The organism is Paraburkholderia sp. A3BS-1L (assembly GCF_051125215.1).
In the GTDB taxonomy this organism is placed as follows: domain Bacteria; phylum Pseudomonadota; class Gammaproteobacteria; order Burkholderiales; family Burkholderiaceae; genus Paraburkholderia.
Genome location: NZ_CP120444.1, coordinates 30417 through 53897 on the forward strand (window position 1 = coordinate 30417; position 23481 = coordinate 53897).

A 23481-nucleotide genomic window follows, 5' to 3' on the forward strand; every position below is an offset into this window, starting at 1 on the left:
CGGCGCAGGAGCTGGCTGCATGCCTGAAAATCAGGCGGTTTGTGCCGCGCGGGCCTCGCGGTACAGCGTTTCCGCGCGCTGCTTGAGCGCGTGTGCGACGGCGGAGAATCCCTGATGCACCCATTCACCGTGCTGCGCCATCACGGTGGGCGCGGTCGGCCCGATGAACAGATCGGTGGAGTGATAGCGGCAACGCGCTTCGTCCAGCACCTCAATGATCTGGTCGCGGCGTGCCGCGTCGGGATTGTCCGCGCTTGAAATCATTTCCCACGAGAGCAGTTTCGGGTGGTCGAACGCGGCCAGGTGCTCGACCACGTGGATCAACTCGCCGTTGCGCGTCGGGTCGGGCAGATACAGGTTGACCGGCTCGCCCATGCGCAGCGTCGATTCGACTTTCACGGTGTAAGGGTTCCACTCGGGATAGCGCGGGAGATCGATCAGGATGTCCCAGACGAACGATGCGGGCGCATCGATTTCGACCTTGTCCGAGATGACGAGGTAGGGCGAGTCGGGCATGCAAGGCTCCTTGGAGTGGAAAGGGGTTGTGCGAGGCGTGCCCGCCTCACGCGTCGACATCGTGTCACCCGAAGGGCCACGCCTTCCTCGTCCGGACGGACTAAAGGCGGGCAAACCCCAGGAGGCTGTGGCGTGGTGGTGATCGGGGAGGCAAGCCGGGTGGCCTGGTACACGAAAATGCTTCGTATAAGAGGCGTTTAAGAGAATCAGAGTCCACTTGTCCTACATTTATGAGGCAAAGGAGATGATCCGCGGATTGCACCCTGCAAATATTCCTGAACGGTCACTGGGTCGATTGTGCGCAGGTCGAGCCCGGCGGCAGCCGTTGCCAGTGGAATTCCTGGTGCCGTCCATCGATACGCAGGTCCGACAACTCAAAGCCCTTCAACCGCCAGAGGATCATCATGCCGCGCCGGACACGCCCCACCCATGAAGAGCAGAATGCCCTGCGCACGGCCTTCTACGAAAGGATCAATCGGGGTGACATGAGCATTCCCGAGGCGATGAAGGCGATGCGCAAGATGACTGGCCTGACCCAGGCGGAATTTGCCGCGCACCGTGGCGTGAGCCGCCGTGTCATTCAGGACATCGAGCGAGGCACCGGGAATCCGACCGTCGACTCTCTTAACAGCATTGCAAAGCTATTCGGCTTGCAGGTCGGTTTCGTTCCGGTTCGGCACAACGAACCCCGCAGCGAACCCCTTTCTTCGTCCACGAACTGAGTGGTCTGGGCGCTCCGCGTCTCACACCCTTTTCCCGGTGATTTATCCATCGATTTATTTATGTTTTTTTTAACCACCGGCGCAGGTAGGCTCCATGCCATTGACTAGCAAAAGGGGCACATCATGTCCGGAGCGCCTGCGTCCCGCGCACCGTCGGCCAAATCGCTGAAGATCGACGCGATCCGGTTCATGGCGGCGCTCTGGGTGATGCTCTATCACTTTGGTCCGCCGCCGTTCAAGGCATTCTTTCCGGTCTCGCTGGCGGGTGTCGGCGGCGCGTTGTGGTCCGGCTCCGTGCTGTTGTTCGCGGGACCGGCTGCCGTGATCGTTTTTTTTGTTATTTCCGGTTATTGCATTCACAACGCATATCACCGCGACGCCACGCTGCGGCCCATTAATTATTTCGCATCACGCTATGTGCGTATTGGATTGCCGCTCGCCGTTGTTGCGCTGCTCTGCCAGCCGCTCGGCAATGCGGCCAATCTGCTGGAATCGGTGCTCTGGTCCCTTTACTGCGAGATCGTCTATTACACGATTTACCCGCTGCTGCGCAGCCGCTTTCGCTATGTGGGCGAGATGATTGTCGGCGTGGCGCTGGCCGCTGCGGTGATGGTCTGGTACCGGCACACGCATACCCAACTCGTGTGCGCGCATTGCGTCTACGAAAACTATGGCGTGGCGGGTACCGCGTTCCTGTATCTGCCGGGCTGGCTGCTCGGCTGTCTCGTGGCCGAGATGCACCGCACCGCCCTGGACGGCCGCTCGAGCTTTCGCGCGTCGGCGCTCACGGCGGGCATTGCGCGATGCATCGGGGCTGTGTCGGGCTGGCTCGCGAAGCATCTGGCTGCTGCGCGCGTGGTGATCGTGGCCGCTGGGTCGTTTACGTTCCTGCTCGCGTCCACCTCGCATATCAAGCCGGCTTTTCTGCCGTTCATCGGGCCGGATATCACGCTGCCGGTGTTTCAGTTCGTCGTGGCTGGCTGGATCGCAGCAGAAACGGCCACCCAGGGTAACAGTGCGTTCTGGCGATATGCGGGCGCGCTCGGAGCGTGGTCGTATAGCCTGTATTTGTGCCATAAGCTGGCGCTTGCCATTCTTGGCGTGACCGGCTATCCGCAGGGGCAGACGCTCGCATGGCTTGCAACTGTGGCTGTTGCGATCGCAACGAGCTATGCGTTTTATTGCGCCGTCGAACGGCCGTCGCACAAGCTCGCGCATCGCCTGCGAAAATTCGTTGCCAAGGCGCCTGCGCAATCGGTGGCCGATTGAGGGAGTGGGGCGCAAACCCCACGAATTGACGCACTCACACCATCGACACCACGCTGTTGAGCAGCGTTTTCACGAGCACGGCCTGGCGCGTCGCGCCGGTTTTTCCGAAGATGCCGCGCAAATGCGCCCGCGCGGTATTCTTCGCGATTCCCAGCGCTTCCGCCGCTTCGTCGAGCGTCAGCCCATCCACGAGCAATAGCGCCAATTCCGTTTCCGTCGGCGTGAGCCGATAAAGCGAGCGCAGCATCGCGCGTGAATGCTGCGGCGAAGAAGCCGGGTCGCGGATGAAAACAGCCACGGCCGGACGGCGCGCGCGTTCATCGGTGCGGTAGTTCAGTGGAATCGGCCGCAGCAGCACGCTGAGCGGGATTTCGCCGGAGGCCCGCGACAGCGTGCTGGCCTCGATGCACGAGGTCGCGGCCATCAGGTGGTGATGGATCGCCGCTTGAATGGCCTTCTGCAGGCGGCGATCCTCCACCGGGCAGCGCGCGCGCAGCCCGTCGTTCACGAGCGTGATGCTGTCGGCGGCGGCAAACAGGCGGTTGGCCGCGCCATTGCTCTTCATGCTCTTGCCGTGTTCGTCCAGAATCACGGTGCCCACCAGCATGCGGTCCATCGTGCCGGCGTACAGCGTGCGCTCCGATTCGAGCACGTCGAACGTCGAATGCAGGTCGACCGCGCGTTGCAGATGCGGCAGCAACACGGCCACGAGCGCTTTGTCGGCTGCATCGTAATCGTGTGCGTCGTGGCGACGGCTCAAGAAAAAGGCGCAATCCACGGCGTCGTGCGTGCGGATGTTGGCCACGAGGATATAGCGCAGGTCGAGCGGCTTCAGGTATTGCTGATAGAACTCGTGCTCGCACCATGCCTGCGAGCCGAAGAGCTCGTCGGCCGTCACCGCCTGGCCCGGGGGCACGGTGGTGAATGGGCAGATCGAGTAGTAATGCTCACTATAGGAGGGCTCGCCAGGCAGCAGCGGGCCATGGACCGACGCGTTGACGATCAGGCCAGGATGCCCCGATGCCGGATTGCGCAGCACGAGCGTCACGAAGCTCGCATCGAGCCGTTGGCGGATGTATTCGAGCAGGGCCGCCCAGGGCGTCGCTTCCACCGGCCCGCGGTAGACGAGCGCCAGCAGCGCGCTCACGTCGCGCGGTGCGAGGCCGGCCGCCGCGAAGCTTGCGGGGGCAATGCCTTCGTAGTCGGCTGCTATTTCCGTCGACACGTTGTTTGCCTCCGTGGCGTTGCGGCGGGTTTCGGCCTTCGGTTCGAGTAGCCGTCTGTGACGATGATAGGCACGCGCGCGCTGCCCGCATCGTCCTTTTGAGGTAGGCGGGGCGGGCAGGCAAACCCTGGGTAGTCCACCTGGACGAAGAACGCCGCGCATCGGTGTCGGTATCGTCTCCCCACGGCACAACGGAGGAGACAGAGCATGACGACGCCAACCGGCGAAGCACAGTTGCTATCGGGCGAGACATGGGCAGCCTTTTGCGAAACACTGCGGCGCAGCGGCGAGCAGATCCTGCGACCCGAGGCGCCTCAAGACGCGTTCACGCGCGCCGAAGGGTTCCGCTATCTGAGCCGGCTTTTGCGCGTTGGGCTCGAAATGCACGTGGAATTCGCGGATGCGGATTTTCCGGGTTTTTTCTCGCCCTCGCACGAGACCGCCAAAATCGGCGCCGATAATCCCGACAATCTCTACCGGTACGCGCGCCTCAACGGTGCGCACGAATACCGTGTGAGCGGTCATCGCGGCACGGTCGCGTATCTGAGCTTCGGCACGCAGAAAGGCGGCTACGAAACCGATGGCAAGATGCTGCAAACCGGCTTTATCGACGCGGACCATATGCGCGTCGAAGCCAACGGCAGCTTCGAAATTGTCCTGAGTGCCAAACGGCACGAAGGCCGGGAGGGCCGAGGGGGCAACTGGCTGCCGATGGACCCGGCCACCAACGCACTGGTCGTGCGCCAGACCTTCCTCGACCGCAAGACCGAGAAGCCTGCGCAACTGAAGATCGAGCGCATAGGCGCATCGAGCCAGCCCGCGCCGCTCGACCCGATGCGTTTGCATAACGGCCTCCAACGCGCTGCCGCATTCGTCGAGCAGACCTCGCGCATCTTTGCCGACTGGGCGCAGGGCTACCAGGCGCATGCGAACGCGCTGCCGCCCGCCGATCAGGCCGTGTGCCAGGCCGCGGGCGGCGACCCGAACATTTTCTACTACCACACGTACTGGGCGCTCGCAGACGACGAGGCGCTCGTGATCGACGTAGCGCACGCGCCAGAATGCGACTTCTGGAACGTCCAGGTGAATAACTACTGGATGGAGTCGCTCGACTATCGCTATCACCGCATCTGCCTGAACAAGCACTCGGCGCAACTGCGCGAGGACGGCGGCGTCACACTGGTGCTGAGCGCGCGCGACCCGGCCGTGCCGAACTGGCTGGAAACCGCGGGCCATCGCGAGGGCACTTTATGCCTGCGCTGGGTGGGCGCGCAAACGCCCGTGCATCCGGTCACGCGTGTGGTCAAGCTCGAAACGCTCAAGGAGACCGCATGAACGCCGCCGCCCCCATCGCGCCGCGCCGGGACGCTCAGCACCTCGTCAGTCAGCTCATGGAGGCCGCCATCGAGCGCTCAGGAGGGCTGAGCAATTTTGGCGAGGGAAGCTATCGTGTGGCACTCGAGGTGTTGTTCGACGCGCTCGCCGGGCAGGCAAACCTTTCGCCGCAAGGCGAAGCGATGATGCACGAAAAGGTGCGCGCGCAACTCGTGAATCGGCTCGTGATCGAAGATTATTGCCAGCGATATCCCGAGATTCTCGCGCGGTCCATCGACGATCCCGTCGTGGTCGTAGGACTGCCGCGTACCGGCACGACGTTGTTGCAGCGCCTGCTCGCCACCGACGCGCGCTTTCATTCGGCGGCGTGGTGGGAAACACGCTACCCCGCGCCGCTGCCCGGCGAACCGCCTGGCGAGAGCGCGCGGCGCATCGCAATCGCGCGCGCTGAAGTGGAGCAGATGATCCGGCATATCCCGCAGATTCTCGCGATCCATCCGCTGGACGCCATGCAGCCCGACGAAGAATTCATGCTGATGGAGCATTCGTTCCTGTGCGCGATGGACTCATACGTGAATGTGCCGCGCTACACCGCATGGCTCGCCCAGCAAGATCATACCGAGGTGTACGCGTATCTGAAGAAAATGCTGCAGTTCCTGCAATGGCAGAAGGCGCAGCGCGGCGATCCGGGCGCGCTGCGCTGGGTGCTCAAGACCCCGCAGCACCTGCACGCGCTCGAAGTGCTGTTCAAGGTGTTCCCGCGCGCGAAGGTGGTGTTGACGCATCGTGACCCCACCGCAACCATCGCGTCGATGGCGAGCATGGCGCATACGCTCTGGAAGCTCTACGCCGACGAACCCGACGCACGCGAGGTCGGACGGCAATGGAGCGCGCAGATGCAGCGCGCCGTGCATCACGCGATGGACGTTCGCGCGAGCCTGCCGGCGGAGCGCTTTCTCGATGTGCGCTTCGAGGACACGGTGGCCGATCCGCTCGGCGTAGTCGAGCGGGTGTATGCGTTTGCGGACATGACGTTCCCCGATCACGTGCGCGCCGGCATGCAGGCGTGGCTCGCGCAGAACGGGCGCGAAAAGCGTGCGCCGCACGACTACACGCTCGAGCAGTTCGGCCTGAGCGTCGAGCAGTTGCAGCGCGATTTCGCGCGCTATCGCGAGCGTCATATCGGAGCCGGCCATGGCGGGTGATCTCCAGTATCTGCTCGACCGCGCGGACATCGGCGATCTGCTGATCGATTACGGCACGGCCATCGATCGGCGTGATTTCGCCGTGCTTGAGCGCCTCTTTACCGAAGACGCCGCCATCGATTATCGCGCCACCGGCGGACCGCTCTGCACGCTGCGCGAAGCCCAGCAGTTCCTTGCGAAGGCGTTGCGGCAATTTCCGCGCAGCCAGCACATGATGGGCAATATCCGCATCGAAATCGACGGGGAGACGGCGCGCGCCCGCACGATGTGCCACAACCCGATGGTGTGGCGTGCGCCCGACGGCAGCGAACGCGTGATGTTCTTCGGCATCTGGTACGCGGACGCGCTCGTGCGCACGCCCCAGGGCTGGCGCATTCGCCATCGCGAACTGGAACTCGGTTATTCGTACAATTACGAGAGGGGACTTTGAAATGCTTTTGAACAACAAGGTGGTGATCGTGTCCGGCATCGGGCCCGGGCTGGGCATGAAGCTCGCAGTGGAAGCAGCGCGTGAAGGCGCTCGCGCGGTGGTGCTTGCCGCACGCACGGCTGCGAAACTCGATGTCGCGGAAGCGCGCATTCGCGAGCTCAATGTGGACTGTGAAGTCTTCAAATGCGTGACGGACATTACGGATCGCGCGCAATGCAGCACGCTCGCGGAGGCGACGGTGGCGCGCTTCGGCCGCATCGACGCGCTCGTGAACAGCGCCTTCGTGCACGGCAACTTTCCCGAGCCGGTGGACGGCGCGGATCTCGACGGCTGGCGCGCGGTGTTCGACACCAATCTCGTGGGCACGATGACGATCACGCAGGAGGTGGTGGCGCGCATGAAGGCGCAGCGCAGAGGCGCTATGTGATGATCAACACCCAGGCCGTGCGCAAGCCGTTCGTGGGCGAGGCGGGCTACGCGGTGTCGAAGGGCGCGCTTGCCGTGGCGGTGAAATACCTCGCGAAGGAGCTCGGCCCGCACGGCATCCGCGCGAACACGATTCATATGGGCTGGATGTGGGGCGCGCCGGTGCAGGGCTACGTGCGGCATGCGGCGGCCGAGCACGGCGTGCCCGAAGAGCAGATCGTCGCGCCGATTGCGGCGAACATCGCGCTCGGCGCGATTCCGAATGACGACGATTGTGCGAAGGCCGCTCTCTTCCTCGTTTCCGATTACGCGAAGGCCATCACGGGCGCTGCGCTCGACGCTAACGGCGGGGACTTCATGCCATGAGCCATGCCGCATTCATGACGGAGCGTGCGGGCATCGCGCCGCCCATTTACGCCTTCAACGGCGATGCGGACGGGCTCTGCGCGTTGCAGCAACTGCGGCTGACCGAGGGCGTGCAGGCGCGGCTGATCACCGGCGTGAAGCGCGACATCCATTTGCTCCAGCGCGTATCGGCGAAGCACCGCGAGCAGGTCACCGTGCTCGATGTCTCGCACGACCAGAACCGCGATGACGTCCAGCGGCTGCTCGACGAAGGCGCGTCGCTGCGCTATTTCGACCACCATTTCGCTGGCGAGCTGCCTATGCATCCGCGCTTCACGGCGCACATCAACACGGCGCCGGACGTGTGCACGAGCGCGCTCGTCAATGGTTACCTTGGTGGACGACATGTGCGCTGGGCAATCGTGGGCGCGTATGGCGACGCGCTGACCACGCTTGGCGAAGCGCTCGGCCGCGCGCATGACATCGATGCCGAGACACTCGGGCAACTCGCGCAACTAGGTCTGCTGTTGAACTACAACGCCTATGGCGAGACAGTCGACGACCTGCATTTCGCACCAGAAGCGCTGGCCGATGCGCTGCTGCCGTTCGCCGATCCGCTCGCGTTTACGGCGGCCGATGGCACGAATGGTGCCGGTGGCGTGTTCGCGGCGCTGAGCGACGGCTATCGCGACGACATGACGAAGGCGCGCGCGCTGCGTGCCGAGCGCGACGCGCCGGGTGCGCAACTGATCCGCCTGCCGGACGCGACATGGGCGCGCCGCGCAACGGGCACGCTTGCCAACGAGCGATTGCAGCACGAACCTGACCGTGCGCTTGCGGTGCTTTCGCCGAAATCGGGCGGCGGCTTCGTCGTGAGCTTGCGGGTGCCGGCCGGCTGTGCGACCGGCGCTGACGACTTCTGTCGCCAGTTCGAAACGGGCGGTGGAAGAAAGCGCGCCGCGGGCATCAACCACTTGCCCGAGGCTGAATTCGATCGTTTCGCCGCGCGCTTCGAGGCGGTGTTCAGAGTGTGAACGAAGTTGTCGTGGCGAGCGGCCTCAATGCTTGCCCCAGCGCCAGCGGGGCGGCTCGCCCTTGAGCCAGCACACGGCAACGAGGACGACGCTGTACAGCACGAACAGCGAGATGAAGGCGGCGCGATGCTGGTCGGGCGGGGCCAGGCGCACGGTTGCGCCGATCAGCGCGAAGTAGACGAGCAGGACCGCCCATCCTTGCCAGCGCGTCGGCAAGCCCCATCCCCAGCCATAACGTTTGGCCCGAAACCAGTAGTTCGGTGTGGGTGACATGATGCGACCTCCGGTTGCAGCGCGTTGCCCCTTGCTGGTCAAAGGCGGGCCGCGCGGTTGATGTCCATGTGCCTATTGTCTGCGATTTCGCCGCGCATGGACGAAGCGACGATCTATCATGCCGGGATTGCAATCCATGTTGGGCCCGCCATGCGTATCGCTCCCTTGCCGCCTCTTCACTGTCTGGTCGCTTTCGAAGCCGCCGTGCGGCACGCGAGCTTTACGCGGGCGGCCAGCGAATTGCACCTGACACAAAGCGCGATCAGCCGCCAGATCCAGCAGCTCGAGGAATTTCTCGGGCGCTCGTTGTTCGTGCGCGAGCATCGTTCGCTGCGCCTCACGATCGCGGGCGAGCAGTATGCCGCGCAAATCCAGCGCCTGCTTGCGCAATGCGCCGACGCCACGCGCGACGTCATGAAGCATTACGGCGATCTCGAGCTGACCGTTGCGTGCTCATCGGGCGTCTCGGTGCTCTGGCTCACGCCACGGCTCCCGGCTTTTATCGCGGCCCATCCGAACATCAAGCTGCGCCTGATCGTGCGCGACGGCCTCGCGTCGATGTCGCCGGCGGAATTCGACGTGGGCGTGTATTACGTGCGCCAGCAGGCGAGTGCCGCTTATACCGCGCGCCGGCTCTTTCACGAAGAGGTCTTTCCCGTCTGCTCGCCCGCGTATCTGGCGGGGCGCACGCTCGATGCCGGCGACCTCGCGAACGAGACATTGCTGCTGCTCGAAGACGGGCAGCGCCAGTGGATGTCGTGGCCCGAATGGCTCGGCCTGAACGGGGTGGACATGCCCAAGGCCCCGCGCAGCATCACGATCAACCACTACCCGCAAATCGTGCAGATGGCGATCCTGGGCCAGGGAATCGCGCTCGGTTGGCGCTATATGATCGACGCGTGCCTGAACGCAGGCCTGCTCACGAGGGTCTCGCCGGCAATGGCCAGCCACGGCGGCGGCTACTACGTGCTCTCGCCCAACGATCGCGCGGAGAACCAGGCGGCGCGCCTGTTCACACGCTGGCTGTTCGAGCAGGCCCAAGCGCAAATGCCGGCGCAGTCGCCCCAAATGAGCACGGCGTAGAAACTTCTCGCATGCGCCTGGCGCATGCATGCATGCGAATCTTTCGTTCGGAGATAAGCGCGAGTGTCCTTAGCATGTCCTCCATGCGGGCAAGCCCCCGCTTCGATCAAAAAGGGAGGAGACGATGCAAGGAACGCTTTCTCAGGGAACGGCGCCCTCAGTCCACATAGCCGCGCGGCAGCGCCGCCGCGCCATTATCGCGACCGTGCTGGGCAACGGCCTCGAATGGTTCGACTTCACTGTCTACAGCTTCTTCGCCGTCATCATCGCGAAGCTGTTTTTCCCAACTGGCAACGAGCTGAGCTCCGTGCTGCTCACCGTAGCGACCTTCGGCGTGGGCTTCGTCATGCGCCCGGTGGGCGGCATCGTGCTGGGCGTCTACGCCGACAAGGCAGGCCGCAAGGCCGCGCTCTCGCTCACCATCTTGCTGATGGCGCTGGGCACGGCCATCATCGGCCTCGCGCCCACCTACGACCAGGCGGGCCTCGCGGCGCCGTTGCTGATCGTCGTTGCGCGGCTGCTGCAGGGCTTTTCCGCCGGCGGCGAAATGGGCGGCGCCACGGCGTTTCTCACCGAGTACGCACCGCCCGGCAAGCGCGCGTATTACTCGAGCTGGATCCAGTCGAGCATCGGCTTCGCGGTGCTGCTGGGCGCGGCCACGGGCACCTTCGCCACTACCTTCCTCGACACCCAGGCCCTCTATGGCTGGGGTTGGCGCGTGCCTTTCCTGCTCGGCATTCTGGTCGGACCGGTGGGCTATTTCATCCGCAGCCAGATGGACGAAACGCCCGCGTTCAGCGCCATCGAGGAGCAGGGCAAGGAGCATTCGCCGCTCAAGGAAGTGCTCGCGCGCTTTCCGCGCGAGACGTTCGCGAGTTTTTCGATGGTGATTCTCTGGACCGTGTGCACCTACGTGCTGCTCTTCTATATGCCGACTTATTCGGTGCGCACGTTGCACCTGCCGCAATCGACGGGCTTTTTCGCCGGCATGATGGGCGGCCTCATGATCATGTGCTGCTCGCCCGTGGTCGGCAAGCTTGCCGATATCTGGGGCCGCCGCGTGTTTCTTTGCGGCTCGGCGTTCGCGATCCTGGTGCTCGCGTGGCCCATGTTCACGTGGATCAACCGGGCGCTGGGACTGATGTCGATGCTCGTGTTCCAGACGGTGTTCGGCGTGTTGATCGCCGCTTACACCGGGCCGATTCTCGCGGCTTTCGCCGAGCTCTTTCCCACCAGGGTGCTCTCGACCGGCCTTTCGGTTGCCTACAATTTCGCGGTCACGATCTTCGGCGGCTTCGCGCCGTTCCTGATCACGTGGCTGATCGCCCGCACGGGCAGCAACATGGCGCCCGCCCTGTACGTGATCGTCGCTGCGGCGATCAGTCTGGTCGGCACGTTTTTCATCAAGGACGTACGGCACAGCGCAGGACGTGCGGGCGCGGCAATTCAATAAGGATGACGAATATGTCCATAACCGTAATTCACGGCGGTAACGTACTCGACCTCATTCGCGGCGTGCTGCTCGACCATCATCATGTGGTGATCGACGGCGAGCGGATTGTCGAAGTCACGGATCGCCCGGTCGATTATCCCAACGCCCGCGTGATCGACGCGCGCGGCAAAACCGTGATGCCGGGCTTCATCGACTGTCACGTGCACGTGCTGGCCTCCAATGCGAATCTGGGCATCAACGCCGGGCAGCCGAATATCCTGGCGGCCATTCGCGCATTGCCGATCATGCAGGCCATGCTTTCGCGCGGTTTCACGAGCGTGCGCGATGCAGGCGGCGCCGACTGGGCGCTGATGCAGGCCGTGGAGACGGGGCTCGTGCCGGGGCCGCGCATTTTCCCGTCCGGCAAGGCGCTTTCGCAAACGGGCGGCCACGGCGATTTTCGTCCGCGCGGCGACCTGTTCGAACCTTGCTCGTGCTGCTTCCGCACGGGTGCGATTGCGCGAGTGGTGGATGGCGTGGAAGGCGTGCGTCTGGCGGTGCGCGAAGAAGTCCAGAAGGGCGCCACGCAGATCAAGATCATGGCGTCGGGCGGCGTGGCCTCGCCGGTGGATCCCATCTCCAATACCCAGTACTCCGAAGATGAAATTCGCGCGATCGTTGCCGAGGCCGAGGCGGCCAACACCTACGTGATGGCACACGCCTATACGGCGCGTGCGATTGCGCGTGCCGTGCGGTGCGGCGTGCGGACGATCGAACACGGCAATCTCGTCGATGAGCCGGCGGCGCGCGTCATGCACGAGCACGGCGCATTCGTGGTTCCCACGCTCGTCACCTATGACGCGCTCGCGCAACACGGCGCACAGTTCGGGCTGCCGCCCGATTCCGTGGCGAAAGTCGCAAGCGTACAGCGCGCGGGGCGCGAATCGCTGGAGATCTACGCGAAGGCGGGCGTGCCAATGGGTTTCGGCTCAGATCTGCTGGGTGAAATGCATGCATTCCAGTGCGGCGAATTCCGCATTCGCGCCGAGGTCCTCGGCAATCTGGAAGCGCTGCGTTCCGCGACGAGCGTGGCCGCCGATATCGTCAACATGAAGGGCGAGTTGGGCGTGATCGCGCAGGGGGCGATTGCCGATGTGCTCGTGCTCGATGGCAATCCGCTCGCTGATATCGGGGTGGTGGCCAACGATGGCGAGCGCGTCGAGGTGGTCTTGCAACGCGGGAAGGTGGTAAAGAGCGGTTAGGATTCGGGTGGAATGATGCTAAAAGGGCGGCGTGCAGCAAATGCACGCCGCCCTTTTTTATTGCACACATTATGTTCGCCTCACTTCAAATGGCCTTGGAGCACCCTTAATAAGTGAATTGCCGCCGTATTGATTTTTGTGTCACGAACACGAAATGACTGCCGCATATCATCTGAATGGCATGAAGTATGCTTCGTCGCGCAAGCGCAGCGCGCGCGTCCAGCGCGCCGGGAATAATGCTTCATGCTAGGCTGCGCGTTCATCTGGCCGAATGCATGGGATCGGGGAAGCACTTGTCGTGTTGTGCGTCGCATCATTCTTCAATAAAGCCTCAACGGATAAAAGGACTCTCATGAAAACCACTCAACAGCGCAATGGCCGGTTCGGCGTTGGTTTGCGAGCGGCGTCTGCGGCGCTGATGCTCGCCGGGCTGATGCAGGGCGCTCACGCAGCAACCGAAATCCAGTTTTGGCATGCGATGGAAAGCCAGCTTGGCGAGCGCGTGAACGAGATCGCACAGCAGTTCAATGCGTCGCAAAGCCAGTACAAGATCGTGCCGGTTTTCAAGGGCACTTACGACCAGACGATGGCTGCAGGCATTGCCGCGTATCGCAGCGGTGACGCGCCGGCGATCCTGCAGGTGTACGAAGTGGGCACCGCCACGATGATGAGCGCAAAAAAGGCGATCGTGCCGGTGTACGACGTGATGACGAAGGCCGGCGTGGCGTTCGACGAGAAGGCGTTCGTGCCGACCATCGCGAGCTACTACAGCGACGCGAAGACGGGCCATCTGGTGTCGATGCCGTTCAACAGCTCGACGCCGGTGCTCTACTACAACAAGGACGCATTCAAAAAGGCCGGCCTGAATCCGGACGTGCCGCCGAAGACCTGGGCCGAACTCGCCGACGATGCCGCGAAGCTCAAGGCGTCGGGGATGACCTGCGGCTTTACGACCGGCTGGCAGGGCTGGATCCAGATCGAGAACTACAGCACATGGCACGCTGCGCCGATCGCAACGCGCAACAACGGCTTCGACGGAACCGACGCCCAGCTCGAAATCAACAAGCCGCTGCAGGTCGCCCACATCGCCTTCCTGCAGAACATGGCGAAGCAGGGCACCTTCACCTACGTGGGCCGCAAGGACGAAGCCACCGCCAAATTCTATAGCGGCGACTGCGGCATCATGATGGGCTCGTCGGGAGCACTCGCGAACGTCCGGCAGTACGCGAAGTTCAAGTACGGCACCGGCATGATGCCGTACGACCCGAGCGTGAAGGGCGCGCCGCAGAACGCGATCATCGGCGGCGCAAGCTTGTGGGTGCTGGGCGGCAAGAATGCCGATACCTATAAGGGCGTGGCGCAGTTTCTGTCCTATCTGACGTCGGCGCCCGTTGCTGCGAAGTGGCATCAGGACACCGGCTATCTGCCGGTCACGAGGGCGGCCTACGACCTGACGCGTCAGCAGGGCTTCTACGACAAGAATCCCGGCGCCGATACGGCGACCAGGCAGATGCTGAACAAGCCGCCTCTGCCGTACACGCGCGGCCTGCGTCTGGGCTACATGCCGCAGATCCGCACGGTCGTCGACGAGGAACTGGAGCAGGTCTGGGCAGGCAAGAAGACGCCGCAGGAAGCGCTCGACAGCGCGAACTCGCGCGGCAACGACTTGCTGCGCCGCTTCGAGAAGACAGCAAACCCGTAAGCGGATACCTCGATACATGGAACGCCGGACGAATTTTGGAGCGGGGTGGCTACCCTGGCTGCTGATAGCGCCGCAGCTCGCGATTACGGTCGTATTTTTTCTGTGGCCCGCGGGCGTCGCGCTCTGGCAGTCCACCTCGTCCCAGGATGCGTTCGGCATTTCCACGGTATTTGTCGGGCTCGCGAACTTCAAAGCCCTGTTTGCAGACCCGCTGTACCTCGCTTCATTTCGCACGACGCTGGTTTTCAGTGCGCTCGTCACCGCGATTGGGCTCGTGGTGTCGCTGTTTCTCGCGGCGATGGCCGATCGCATCACGCGCGGCAAGCTCGTCTACCGGACATTGCTGATCTGGCCTTATGCGGTCGCGCCCGCGATTGCCGCGGTTTTATGGGGATTCCTGTTCAATCCGAGCATCGGCATCGTCACGTTCGTGCTGGCACAAGCGGGCATTACGTGGAATCACGCGCTCAATGGCGGCCAGGCGATGGCGCTCGTCGTGGTGGCGTCGGTCTGGAAGCAGGTGAGCTATAACTTCCTGTTCTTCTACGCGGGCCTGCAGGCCATTCCCCGCTCGTTGATCGAGGCGGCTGCGATCGACGGTGCGGGACCCGTGCGGCGTTTCTTCGGTATTGCGCTGCCGTTGTTGTCGCCGATCAGCTTCTTCCTGCTGGTCGTCAACCTGGTGTACGCGTTCTTCGACACGCTTCCGGTAATCGACGCCGCGACCGGCGGCGGACCGGGACAGGCCACCAAGACGCTCGTCTACAAGATTTTCACCGAGGGCTTTCAGGGACTCGACATCGGCAGCTCGGGCGCACAGTCAGTGGTCATGATGCTGATCGTCATCGGGCTGACGGTGGTGCAATTCCGCTTCGTCGAACGCAAGGTGAAATATTCATGATTGAGAACCGGCGCGGCTTCGATCTGTTCTGCCACGCGATGCTGATTGGCGGCGTCGCGATCATTGCGTTTCCGGTGTATGTGGCTTTTTGCGCAGCGACGATGAACGAGTCGGAAGTATTCTCCGTGCCGCTGCGCCTGGTGCCGAGCACGCACCTGGTCGAGAACATCGTCTCGGTGTGGACGTCCGGCAGCGGCAATGCCGCCGCGCCGTTCGGGCGGATGCTCGCCAACAGCCTCGTGATGGCGCTCGTGATTTCGGTTGGCAAGATCGCCGTGTCGATCATATCGGCGTATGCGATCGTGTTTTTCCGGTTTCCGCTGCGCACGGTGTCGTTCTGGGTGATCTTCTCGACGCTCATGCTGCCGGTCGAAGTACGGATCTTTCCGACCGTTCAGGTCGTGTCGACGCTGAACATGTTCGATGGCTACGCGGGCCTGACGCTGCCGTTGACCGCGTCGGCCACCGCGACGTTCCTGTTTCGCCAGTTCTTTCTCACGTTGCCCGACGAACTGGTCGAGGCGGCGCGTATCGACGGCGCAGGTCCGATGCGCTTCTTCTGGGACGTGCTGCTGCCGCTCTCGAAGACAAATATCGCGGCGCTTTTCGTCATCACGTTCATTTACGGATGGAACCAGTATTTGTGGCCAATCCTGATTACGAATTCGCAGTCGATGACGACGGCGGTCGTTGGCATCAAGAGCATGATCGCGAGCGGGGACGCCGCGACTCAATGGCATCGCGTGATGGCCGCAACGCTGCTCGCGATGCTGCCTCCGCTCGTCGTGGTGCTGACGATGCAGCGCTGGTTCGTGCGTGGGTTGGTCGATTCAGAAAAATGAGTGCAAAAGGGAGGGGCATGAGCGGATTCGCGGCAGACGTTCCAATGGTTCGATCGACGCTGGAGGGCGACGCATGGCGGCCCTGACACTCGACGCCGTGCACAAGAGCTATGACGGCAAGCACACGGTGCTCCACTCGGTCAGCCTCGATGTGGCCGATGGCGAGTTCGTGGTCCTCGTCGGCCCTTCGGGTTGCGGAAAGTCCACATTGCTGCGGATGGTCGCCGGGCTCGAGAGCCTGACTGGCGGCACGATCTCCATCGGCGATCGCGTCGTCAACACGCTGGAGCCCAAGGACCGCGATATCGCGATGGTGTTCCAGAATTACGCGCTCTATCCGCACATGAGCGTCGCGCAGAACATGGCGTACGGACTCAAGATCCGCGGCATCGAACGTGGGCTGATCGAGCAGCGCGTCGCGAACGCTGCGAAGATTCTCGAGTTGGACAAACTGCTCGATCGGCGGCCTCGCGACCTTTCCGGCGGCCAGCGCCAGCGGGTCGCGATGGGGCGCGCGATCGTGCGCGAGCCGTCGGTGTTTTTGTTCGACGAGCCGCTCTCGAACCTCGACGCAAAGCTGCGCGTACAGATGCGCTTCGAGATTCAGCGGCTGCATCAGCGGCTGAAGACCACGAGCCTGTACGTGACGCACGATCAGGTCGAGGCGATGACGCTCGGGCAGCGGATCGTGGTGATGAACGGCGGGCACATCGAACAGATCGGCGTGCCGAGCCAAGTGTACGAGGCGCCAGCGAGTGAATTCGTCGCGAGCTTCATGGGTTCGCCCGCAATGAACCTGCTGAAAGGGCGTCTTTCGAACGACCTGTGCTGCTTCGAGGTCGCGGGCAACGGTCCGCACCTGCCGATCGGCGCGGACGGAGGCGCGTTTCAGCTGGATCCATCCGTTCTCGCCAAGCTGGTACCTGGAGGCGAATACACGCTGGGCGTGCGTGCCGAGCACATGACGCCCGCTGCCGGCCTGCGGTCGATCGCCGTGGAGGTCGAAACGTGCGAGCTGCTGGGCGCCGACAACCTCGCGCACGGCCGGTTCGGCAATCAGGAAATCGTGTGGCGTCTGCCGGCGGCGCATCGGCCGCAGCCGGGCGAACGGATCAACGTCGCATGGCAGCCGCAGCATTTGCACTTCTTCGATTCGGCGACCGGATTGCGCGTGTGACGAGCGACTCGAATACGCCTTCTACGGCTGGAATCTCCAACGCCCTCTTAAAGTCCAGCAGGTCTTGAACGTGGCGTTATTGATTCGTTGTGTGTACAGAGATAAGGCAGATACATTGGCATACAACGTTCTCTTATGACTCGGCTATAAATCCGTTGCAGCCCTCTAACACCATCAAAAAGGAGAAGTGAGTCATGTCAGATCCCGTCAATGTCCGCCGTCGCCGCCTTCTTGGCACCGCGCTGGCGAGCGTCAGCCTCGCGGAACTCGGTATGAGCAGCATTGCGCGCGCGCAGTCGTCGGGCGCGCGCACGGGTAGCGGCGTGTCATTCGGGCCGATCCAGCAGATCGATGCCGGCGTGCTCAACGTAGGCTACGCGCAGGTGGGGCCGGAGAACGGCATTCCGGTGTTGCTGTTGCACGGCTGGCCATACGATATCCATAGCTATGCCGAGGTCGCGCCGCTGCTCGCGGGGGCAGGCTATCGCGTGATCGTGCCATATCTGCGCGGCTACGGATCGACGCGCTTTCTCTCAGCGGATACGCCGCGCAACGGGCAGCAGGCCGCGACCGCCGTCGACATCGTCGCGCTGATGGATGCCCTGAAGATCGATCAGGCCGTGCTTGGCGGCTACGACTGGGGGGCGCGCACGGCCAACATCATCGCCGCGCTGTGGCCCGAACGGGTCAAGGGGCTGGTTTCGGTGAGCGGCTACCTGATCGGCAGCCAGGCGGCGAACAAGAAGCCACTGCCGCCGGAGGCGGAGCTTCAGTGGTGGTATCAGTATTATTTCGCGACCGAACGCGGCGAGCGGGGTTACGCGGAAAACCGTGAAGCATTCAACAAGCTGATCTGGAAACTGGCGTCGCCCAAATGGAATTTCGACGATGCGACCTACGCGCGCTCAGCTGCGGCGTTCGAGAATCCGGATCACGTGGCGGTCGTCGTCCACAATTATCGGTGGCGTCTCGGCCTCGCACAGGGTGAATCGAAATACGACAGCATCGAGCAGAAACTGGCCACCGCACCCACTATTTCGGTGCCCACGATTACCCTCGAAGGCGATGCCAATGGCGCGCCGCATCCGCAACCGGCCGCTTATGCGAAGAAGTTTACGGGCAAGTATGTCCACCGCGATATTGCCGGCGGCATTGGTCATGACTTGCCGCAGGAAGCACCCAAGGCATTTGCCGAAGCTATTTTGCAAGTGACGCATTTGTGATGTGGGTTCGTCGCGATTATTCGTAAGGATGTAAAAAAAGCACCGTTGCCGGTGCTTTTTCTTTCAGAATAACGTATCACCCGTGTTTGCCATCCACTCCCAGCAGATCCCGAATCGTCCGCTCGGTCTCGTCGTAGCGCCCCTCGCCAACGCGCTTGTAAGCCACCTTGCCGCTTTTATCGATGAGATAAAGCGCGGGCCAATACTGGTTCCCATACGCATTCCACGTCGCATATTGGTTGTCCTGAACGACCGGATACTGAATGCCGAACCGCGCAATGGCTTTCTTCAGATTGCCCGTGTCGCGCTCGAACGGATATTCGGGCGTATGCACGCCAATCACCACTAGCCCCTTGTCGTGATAGCGGGCGTACCAGTCCTTCACATAGGGCAGCGTGTGCGCGCAGTTGATGCAATCGAACGTCCAGAATTCGACTAATACCACCTTGCCGCGCAATTGCTTGAGGTCGAGCGGCACGCTGTTGAGCCACGCGCCGGTGCCAGTGAAGTCGGGCGCGATCGCGCCGGTTTGCACGGGCGCCGGTTCGGACTCGGGATTCGGGTCGGATGCAAAAGCCGCCCAGGCACCAGTGGCGGCCAGCCCGGCGAACGTGGCGAGGGCCGCCGCAATCTTCAGTCGATCGAACATGGGGACGTCTCCTTGATGAAGTGTTCGACCATAGTGGGGTGCACGTGTATCGGGCAGATGTCTGGCCCGCTCGCCCACGAAACAGCGTGTGTCGCGGAGCGCGCCAGATACATCGCGATACAACCTCGCATGTGCGGTCGCGATGCCCAACCCGTACTCCGCTCGCCGCCGCGAGAGCTCCATTTGCTCCGCCGTAACGACTTTCGCCCCCGGACCATTGAGCTTGCCGGCCCGGAGGCCTTCAGCCCGTTGCGCAGGGAGTGCATCGACATACCCAATTCCCGGGATACGGCGCTCAGGCCTTGTCCGTCCTTGACTCGTTGCACGGCGGCTACCTTGAACTCAGCGGTGTAGTTCGTGGCGTCGCTCTGGGACTCAGCATGTATGGTTCAAAGGCGAGGAGAACTTCATCAAGAAGGGGGCAGGGCCGGGCGCTGGAGTGTTGACCATCCATGCCATGAATCCCTCACGTCGCGAGAGGCCTGCACGCTTGATGAGGTTAGCGAGATCGTGCGAAGGACAGCGCTTTGGCAATCTCCGCTATGAGCTGCTTCTGCTGATAAGGTTTGCGCAGCCGTGGAATATCCATGTTCGTGTTCTGTGGCAGATCTGCGTATCCTGTGGCGATGAGAACCGGGAGACCGGGTCTTAGCTCACGTGCAGCGCGCGCCAGCTGCGCGCCATTCATTTTGGGCATTGAGTAATCGGTGATGAGAAGGTCCACTTTCTGCTCGTTCCTGAGGACGTCCAGCGCATCCTCGCCCGAATTGGCGCCGATGACCTCGTGCCCCAGGTCTTCGAGCAGATATGCGGTACTCGTCGAGATCAGCGCATCATCGTCTACGAGCAAAATGGTGGCGCGCCCAGCAAGCTGCGCACTTTCCTGAGAGGCCCTTTCGGGGGGCTCCGGCGCGCAGGGCGCCCGCGAGGTGACCGGCAGCCACAGCTCAGCCTGTGTGCCGTGGCCGGCCTCGCTGTTGAGCCGTAACGCGCCGTTCAACTGGCGCGCCAGGCCATGGATCATGGAAAGGCCGAGTCCCGTGCCTTTGCCGACTTCCTTCGTCGTGAAAAAAGGCTCGGTGGCCCTGGAGAGCGTTTCCGCATCCATTCCACACCCGGTATCGCTCACGATGACGCGCACATAGTCGCCCCCGGTGAGATCCACGCAACCGGTTGACGAAACCGCGTCGACGCGGACCATGATCGTCCCGCCGTCAGGCATCGCGTCACGCGCATTGACGACCAGATTGAGGAGAGCAAGTTCGATCTGGTTGGCATCGACAAGCGTGAGTGGCAACTGGTCGGGCAACCCGAACTTCAGTTCGATGCCCGGCCCCACAGAACGCTCGAGCAGGTCGGTCATTCCACGAATCAGGCTGGACAAGTTACTCGGTTCTATCCGGAGGTCTTGCTGCCTGGCGAATGCGAGCAGACGCTGGGTCAGTGACGCGCCGCGCTGTGCGCCCCGAAGCGCACCATCGATCAGGCGCACGATCCTTTCCCCGGAAAGTTGCTTGCGTAATAGTTCGAGGTTGCCCATCACCGCCATGAGCAGATTATTGAAGTCGTGGGCCACGCCACCCGTCAGCTGCCCGATCATTTCCATTTTTTGAACCTGGCGCAGCGCTTCTTCCGTGCGCTCGCGCTGGCGGGCTTCCTCGAGGACGGCCTCATGTGCGCGCTCGAGTTGCGCCGTGCGCTCGAGCACCTTCGCTTCAAGCGTCTCATTGAGGCGCCGCAGGTGTTCTTCAGCGGTTTTTCTTGCGGTGACGTCGGAGCAGACGCCAACGAGACGCATGGCGTTATTCGTTCTGTCACGCACTAGCCGGGCTCGAAGCTCCCCCCAATGGAGCGTGCCGTCAGGCCAAAAGTTGCGGCATTCGCAAGCGAGGTCACAGCCCGTCCCCATGCTCTGACGCACGGCCTCGCGCACCCGGGCCCGGTCGTCGCTGTGAACGCTCGCCTCCAGGTCTCCATAGGTAAAGGACCGGCCCGGCGGCCGGCCGAATACGGCCCTGCAGGCTGCGGACGCGCTCAACCTGAACATGGGCAGGTCCAGTTCCCACGCGCCAAGCTGGCCCGCGGTCAGCGCCGTCCGCAGTCGTGCCTCACCTTCGTGCAGCTCTTCAATTAGGGAACGCGCTTCGTATTGCCGGGAACGTCCTCGTTGTGCGGTTCGCACCACGCTGATAAATGTCATCGGGTGAAACGGGCGTTCGAGAAAGATGACGTTGCCGAGCCGCTTCGAGAGGCTTTCCGCGCCAGGGTACGGATCAGAAAATCCGCCGTGCTGCGTCAGGACGATAAACGGGAAATCCGACCAGCTCGGTTGCCCCGCCACCCAGGCCGTGACGGCAGCGAGATCGGCGCCGCGCAGTGCCTCTTCGGTCACGACCGCAGAGCAGACTCCGTCGCCCAGCAGCGCTGCGAATTGCGGCAGATCCTGGCAAACAATCGACTCAATCCCGGACTGTTGCAAAAGGGTAGCCGCGACGGCTGCATCTCGCCCGAGCGGCGCCAGGATCAACGCAGGACAGCCATTTCGCTTAGACGTTGCCATCGCCAGTGAGCCCGGGGTTCAGCAGCGGTCCGATGTTTCCGACGAACGACGGCACGCCGTGCAATACGCCCTGGAATTCTTCTAGAGGGGCGCCCACTGTCAGCCCGCCCTGGCCGATGCGAAACTCGCGGATCGTTTCTTCGTGGCGACCGGTGCGCTTCTTGATCACGGACACCGCGCGGCGCACCCGGCCAAGCGCCTCGAAGTAGCGCAGGAGGATGACCGTATCCGCGAGGTAGGTGACTTCCACCGGGGCCTTCATGTCGCCGACCAGGCCATGCTGCGCAACGGTGAGGAAGGTGGTCGCACCCTGGCGGTTCAGATATTGCAGCAACTCGTGGATGTGAACCACAAGCGCGTTTTCTTCTGGCATGGCTGCCTGATAGCCATTGAGGCTGTCGATCACCACCGTTTTAGCCTGCGCCTCATCGACGGCGGCGCGCACGCTGCAGGCAAACTCTCCGGGAGACATCTCCGCCGCGTCCACCTGAGCGATGTGCAGGTTGCCCGCCTCGAACATGGTCTCCAGGTCGAATCCCATCTTTCGGGTGCGATCGAACAGCAGCCCCAGTTCCTCGTCAAAGACGAACAGGGCGGCTTTTTCGCCACGCTCAAGCGCCGCGCACACAAACTGCAGCGCGAAGGTCGATTTGCCCGCCCCGGCGGGCCCAAGAATCAGCGTACTGGACCCCTGTTCCACGCCGCCGCCGAGCAGCGTATCGAGTTGCGCGACGCCACTGCTGACGCTCTCTCGCGCGAGCCGGCTGCGATGTTCGGCGGCGACGAGGCGCGGGAAGATGCGAACGCCCCCCGTTCTGATCGCAAAGTCGTGATAGCCGCCGCGGTAAGCCTGGCCACGGTACTTCGAGATTTTCAGCCTGCGCCGCTCGGCTCCATAGTCCAGCGCGAGTTCATCCAGCTTGATAACGCCGTGGGCGATGCTATGGACAGTTCTATCGGTAGCCTCCGAGCTCAAATCGTCGAGCAACAGAACCGTTGCGCCGTACCGCGAAAAATAGTGCTTCAAGGCCAGGACCTGTCGGCGGTAACGCAGGGAGCTTTGGGCGAGCAGACGAATCTCGGACAGGCTGTCGAGGACAACGCGTCGTGGCTTGACGCGTTCGAATGCGCCCAGGATTGCCTTGATGGTCTCGCCCAGTTCCAGGTCGGACGAGTACAGCAGACTCTGCTGCTGGTTGGCATCAACCAGGCTCTCCGGGGGAGTCACCTCGAACACCTCGATGTTCTCGCCCAGACGCCATCCGTGCGAGAGGGCGCCATTGCGCAATTCCTTTTCCGTTTCGGAGAGGGTGATGTAGAGGCCCGGCTCGCCCGCTTGCGCACCGGTAAGGACGAATCGCAGGGCGATTGTCGTCTTGCCGGTCCCGGGAGCACCCTCCAGAAGAAAAAGGTGTCCTTCAGTGAAGCCCCCGATCAGAACATCGTCGAGCCCGGGGACGCCGGTCCGGGCTTTGCGCACGCATTCCGTCTCAGCGTTCATCAATCGCTCCCAGCTGTTTAAGGATTTCCGGGGAAAGACGGTGCCGCGGTATCGCGGGGAGGACGTTCACCAGCGAAACCTGGGCGCGCTCAAGGTCGTACTCGCACTGCAGATGTAGCCAATACATCGAAGGCACACCGGACAGTCTCGCGAGACGGGCAGCCGTTCCCGGGGTGAACGCTGACGTGCCGCCGAGCAGGCGGTGCAGGGATTGGCGCGAAACGCCCAGTTCCCGCGCGGCCTGACTGATGGTCAAACTCAATCCTGGCAGCACGCAGTCACGCAAAATCGTCCCCGGATGGGGCGCCTGGACGACCCCGGCGGGAAGTTGGCCAGTTGGCATTCCGACTCTCCTGTAAAGTGCCACGT

At 62.9% G+C, this 23481-nt stretch carries 21 protein-coding genes and 2 pseudogenes; 15 read left to right on the plus strand and 8 right to left on the minus strand.

The annotated features are described in order from the left end of the window. Positions 1-30 precede the first annotated feature (30 nt). Positions 31-516 carry an SRPBCC domain-containing protein gene (locus P5W99_RS25235; protein WP_434664865.1) on the minus strand — a complete coding sequence of 162 codons (486 nt, stop codon included), beginning with the start codon at positions 514-516 and terminating at the stop codon, positions 31-33. A 404-nt stretch (positions 517-920) separates the two neighbouring features. On the opposite strand from P5W99_RS25235, the gene P5W99_RS25240 reads away from it, so the two are divergent. Both P5W99_RS25240 and P5W99_RS25245 read left to right on the plus strand, forming a co-directional pair. After that, entirely contained in the window at positions 921-1238 is a 318-nt protein-coding gene (locus P5W99_RS25240; RefSeq protein ID WP_421027621.1) for a helix-turn-helix domain-containing protein, read from the plus strand. A gap of 123 nt (positions 1239-1361) precedes the next feature. Beyond that, complete coding sequence (locus tag P5W99_RS25245; RefSeq protein ID WP_434664867.1) at positions 1362-2507, plus strand: acyltransferase family protein; 1146 nt, start codon at positions 1362-1364, stop codon at positions 2505-2507. Positions 2508-2541: 34 nt separating this feature from the next. Here the strand turns inward: P5W99_RS25245 and P5W99_RS25250 are convergent, their stop codons facing one another. Beyond that, positions 2542-3699 (minus strand): helix-turn-helix transcriptional regulator, encoded by a 1158-nt coding sequence (locus P5W99_RS25250; RefSeq protein ID WP_421028027.1) that lies wholly within the window; start codon positions 3697-3699, stop codon positions 2542-2544. Between the two features lie 240 nt (positions 3700-3939). Here P5W99_RS25250 and P5W99_RS25255 point away from each other — a divergent pair, with 240 nt between their 5' ends. The 5 genes and pseudogenes from P5W99_RS25255 to P5W99_RS25275 all read left to right on the plus strand — a co-directional run bounded on the left by P5W99_RS25255 (position 3940) and on the right by P5W99_RS25275 (position 8507). Then, positions 3940-5067, plus strand: a complete 1128-nt coding sequence (locus tag P5W99_RS25255) for a DUF1214 domain-containing protein (protein ID WP_434664869.1) — start codon at positions 3940-3942, stop codon at positions 5065-5067. 56 nt (positions 5068-5123) lie between these two features. Then, positions 5124-6272: a sulfotransferase family protein gene (locus P5W99_RS25260; RefSeq protein ID WP_421028028.1), complete on the plus strand. Its 1149-nt coding sequence runs from the start codon at positions 5124-5126 to the stop codon at positions 6270-6272. Then, positions 6262-6702, plus strand: coding sequence for a nuclear transport factor 2 family protein (locus P5W99_RS25265; RefSeq protein ID WP_421027624.1), 441 nt, complete (start codon positions 6262-6264; stop codon positions 6700-6702). Before P5W99_RS25260 ends, P5W99_RS25265 begins: the two co-directional genes overlap by 11 nt. 67 nt (positions 6703-6769) lie before the next feature. After that, positions 6770-7494 (plus strand): annotated as a pseudogene (locus P5W99_RS25270) (SDR family oxidoreductase). Further along, entirely contained in the window at positions 7491-8507 is a 1017-nt protein-coding gene (locus P5W99_RS25275; protein WP_421027626.1) for an acetyltransferase, read from the plus strand. The pseudogene P5W99_RS25270 and the gene P5W99_RS25275 overlap by 4 nt, the downstream one beginning before the upstream one ends. A 24-nt stretch (positions 8508-8531) precedes the next feature. Here P5W99_RS25275 and P5W99_RS25280 read toward each other — a convergent pair whose 3' ends face one another. Further along, positions 8532-8780: a hypothetical protein gene (locus P5W99_RS25280; RefSeq protein ID WP_421027627.1), complete on the minus strand. Its 249-nt coding sequence runs from the start codon at positions 8778-8780 to the stop codon at positions 8532-8534. Positions 8781-8930: 150 nt separating this feature from the next. Here P5W99_RS25280 and P5W99_RS25285 point away from each other — a divergent pair, with 150 nt between their 5' ends. The 8 genes from P5W99_RS25285 to P5W99_RS25320 all read left to right on the plus strand — a co-directional run bounded on the left by P5W99_RS25285 (position 8931) and on the right by P5W99_RS25320 (position 18402). Continuing rightward, positions 8931-9863, plus strand: coding sequence for a LysR substrate-binding domain-containing protein (locus tag P5W99_RS25285; RefSeq protein ID WP_421027628.1), 933 nt, complete (start codon positions 8931-8933; stop codon positions 9861-9863). A gap of 124 nt (positions 9864-9987) precedes the next feature. After that, complete coding sequence (locus P5W99_RS25290; RefSeq protein ID WP_421027629.1) at positions 9988-11316, plus strand: MFS transporter; 1329 nt, start codon at positions 9988-9990, stop codon at positions 11314-11316. 11 nt (positions 11317-11327) lie between these two features. Further along, positions 11328-12557, plus strand: coding sequence for a metal-dependent hydrolase family protein (locus tag P5W99_RS25295; protein WP_421027630.1), 1230 nt, complete (start codon positions 11328-11330; stop codon positions 12555-12557). A gap of 418 nt (positions 12558-12975) precedes the next feature. Beyond that, the gene (gene ugpB / locus P5W99_RS25300) at positions 12976-14259 is read left to right on the plus strand and encodes a sn-glycerol-3-phosphate ABC transporter substrate-binding protein UgpB (RefSeq protein ID WP_421028029.1); all 1284 of its coding nucleotides are present in this window, start codon (positions 12976-12978) and stop codon (positions 14257-14259) included. Positions 14260-14275: 16 nt separating this feature from the next. Continuing rightward, positions 14276-15160, plus strand: a complete 885-nt coding sequence (gene ugpA, locus P5W99_RS25305) for a sn-glycerol-3-phosphate ABC transporter permease UgpA (RefSeq protein WP_421027631.1) — start codon at positions 14276-14278, stop codon at positions 15158-15160. Then, on the plus strand, positions 15157-16002 hold the full coding sequence (gene ugpE, locus P5W99_RS25310; RefSeq protein WP_421027632.1) for a sn-glycerol-3-phosphate ABC transporter permease UgpE: 846 nt from the start codon (positions 15157-15159) through the stop codon (positions 16000-16002). The genes ugpA and ugpE overlap by 4 nt, the downstream gene beginning before the upstream one ends. A gap of 73 nt (positions 16003-16075) precedes the next feature. Beyond that, positions 16076-17179 (plus strand): sn-glycerol-3-phosphate import ATP-binding protein UgpC, encoded by a 1104-nt coding sequence (locus P5W99_RS25315; protein WP_421027633.1) that lies wholly within the window; start codon positions 16076-16078, stop codon positions 17177-17179. A gap of 194 nt (positions 17180-17373) precedes the next feature. Next, positions 17374-18402: an alpha/beta fold hydrolase gene (locus P5W99_RS25320; RefSeq protein ID WP_421027634.1), complete on the plus strand. Its 1029-nt coding sequence runs from the start codon at positions 17374-17376 to the stop codon at positions 18400-18402. Positions 18403-18478: 76 nt separating this feature from the next. On the opposite strand, the gene P5W99_RS25325 is transcribed toward P5W99_RS25320, so the two are convergent. From P5W99_RS25325 to P5W99_RS25345, 5 genes and pseudogenes are all read right to left on the minus strand, one after another. Then, positions 18479-19051 carry a thioredoxin family protein gene (locus P5W99_RS25325; RefSeq protein WP_421027635.1) on the minus strand — a complete coding sequence of 191 codons (573 nt, stop codon included), beginning with the start codon at positions 19049-19051 and terminating at the stop codon, positions 18479-18481. 156 nt (positions 19052-19207) lie between these two features. Then, a pseudogene (locus P5W99_RS25330) lies at positions 19208-19437 on the minus strand (transposase); the annotation flags it as partial. A gap of 113 nt (positions 19438-19550) precedes the next feature. Next, positions 19551-21578: a hybrid sensor histidine kinase/response regulator gene (locus tag P5W99_RS25335; protein WP_421027636.1), complete on the minus strand. Its 2028-nt coding sequence runs from the start codon at positions 21576-21578 to the stop codon at positions 19551-19553. Positions 21579-21597: 19 nt separating this feature from the next. Further along, complete coding sequence (locus tag P5W99_RS25340) at positions 21598-23112, minus strand: ATPase domain-containing protein (RefSeq protein ID WP_421027637.1); 1515 nt, start codon at positions 23110-23112, stop codon at positions 21598-21600. Beyond that, positions 23102-23455 carry a HigA family addiction module antitoxin gene (locus tag P5W99_RS25345; RefSeq protein WP_421027638.1) on the minus strand — a complete coding sequence of 118 codons (354 nt, stop codon included), beginning with the start codon at positions 23453-23455 and terminating at the stop codon, positions 23102-23104. Before P5W99_RS25345 ends, P5W99_RS25340 begins: the two co-directional genes overlap by 11 nt. Between the last annotated feature and the right edge of the window lie 26 nt (positions 23456-23481).